The 1,384-nt window shown below is 64.4% G+C and carries 1 protein-coding gene; it reads right to left on the bottom strand.

Annotation, left to right across the window (positions count from 1 at the left end):
• Positions 1-1,384 (bottom strand): RCC1 domain-containing protein (locus AC0AP0_RS08425; RefSeq protein WP_490430145.1); only part of this gene is annotated, 1,384 nt, incomplete at both ends.

The raw sequence follows: 1,384 nt of genomic DNA, 5'->3' as shown, positions 1-1,384 counted from the left end.
AATCCTTCTGGTGCTCCTTGGGGCTTGTCGATTTGCGCTGGCCTGTTCTGGTTGGTGGTGGTGCCGTTGCCCAGCTGCCCGTACTTGTTGTATCCCCAGGTGTACAGGTTGCCGTCCGAGCCGATTGCCGCGGAATGAAAACCGCCTAGGCTGACCTGTTTCCAGGTGAATCCTTCTGGCGTGCCTTGGGGTTTGTTGACCAGGGTTGGCGTGTTCTGGTTGGTGTTGGTGCCGTCGCCCAGTTGGCCGCTGCCGTCATCCCCCCAGGTGTAGAGGTTGCCGTCCGAGCCGATTGCCGCGGAATGCCAGCCGCCGAGGATGACCTGTTTCCAGGTGAATCCTTCTGGTGCTCCTTGGGGCTTGTCGATTTGGGCTGGCCTGTTCTGGTTGGTGGTGGTGCCGTTGCCCAGCTGGCCGTCGTCGTTGCCTCCCCAGGTGTACAGGTTGCCGTCTGAGCCGATGGCTGCGGAATAGTTGTAGCCCAGTCTGATCTGGCTGAATCTGATGCCTCGCTGTGCGGGCGGAGTCAGGGTCACCTCGGTGCCGCCGGTCTCGGGCCCATGGTTCGGGCTGATGGACCAGTGCTGCGTGTCCTCCCTGGTCCAGTGGGCGGTCAGGGTGGTGTCATGGGTGACTGGCTGGCTGAAGTCGTAGGCGACGTCGCCTTGGAACCAGCCGTCGAACAGGCAGCCTTCGGCCCTCGGGTCCGGGTAGGGGCGTTCCGCCTGCCCGTCCTGGGTGACGGACTGGCTGGGGGGCATGCCCGTGGGGGCGGGGCAGGAATCGTTTTTGGAAGTGAAGCCGACTTGATATTCGGGGGCGATGTACGTGTATTGCAGGTGGTCGTCCGGCTGGGACCCGTTCCGGCTCCAACCGACTGTCACGTCCACGCCCCCCGGCTCATGCTTGGGCGTGGATGCCTGCCAGGTGCCGTCTTGGTTGGCCGTAATCCCTGTGGCCTTGGCCTGGCCGAACAGGACGCTGGTGGGTGCGGCGGCGCCGGGGAAGTTGACCAGGGTGGGCGTGTTCCGGTTGGTGGTGGTGCCGTTGCCCAGCTGGCCGTTGCCGTTGACTCCCCAGGTGTACAGGTTGCCGTCGGAGCCGATCGCTACGGAATGGTTGCAACCTAGGATCGCGTATTTCCAGGTGAACCCGGCGGGCGCGCCTTGGGGCTTGCTGACCGGGATTGGCCTGCTCCGGTTGGTGGTGGTGCCGTCGCCCAGCTGGCCGCTGACATTGCTTCCCCAGATGTAGAAGCTGCCATCTGAACCGAGCGCCTCGGAATGCCAGTCGCCTAGGTTGACCTGTTTCCAGGTGAATCCGGCGGGCGCGCCTTGGGGCTTGCTGACCAGGGTCGGCGTGTGCCGGTTGGTGGTGGTGCCGT

The organism is Bifidobacterium sp. POST2/T3 (B1) (genome assembly GCF_058197115.1).
This window is presented reverse-complemented; position numbering and strand designations above follow the sequence as displayed.